Genomic DNA, 261 nt, shown 5'->3' with positions numbered 1-261 from the left:
ACTGGGACGAATTCCGCATCGAGCAGGTGATCACCAACCTGCTGACCAATGCCATGAGATACGGCGCCGGACGTCCGGTGGAGATATCCCTGCGCAGCGACGGCGCCGACGTGGAGCTGAGCGTCAAGGACCATGGCATCGGCATCCCCGTGGAGCACCAGGCGCTGATCTTCCGCCAGTTCTAGCGCGCCAGTGGCACCGAGAACATCGCCGGCCTGGGCCTGGGCCTCTATATCGCCGACCAGATCGTCAAGGCACACC

The 261-nt window shown here is 64.0% G+C and carries 1 pseudogene; it reads left to right on the top strand.

Annotated features, from left to right (window positions below):
* Nucleotides 1–261, top strand: a pseudogene (locus FS767_RS22345) (sensor histidine kinase); the annotation flags it as partial.

Origin of the sequence: Pseudomonas sp. DE0010 (assembly GCF_007680745.1) — a bacterium.
GTDB lineage: Bacteria > Pseudomonadota > Gammaproteobacteria > Pseudomonadales > Pseudomonadaceae > Aquipseudomonas > Aquipseudomonas parafulva_B.
The sequence above is the reverse complement of the archived record's forward strand: the minus strand, read 5'-3'. Positions and strand labels throughout refer to the sequence as shown.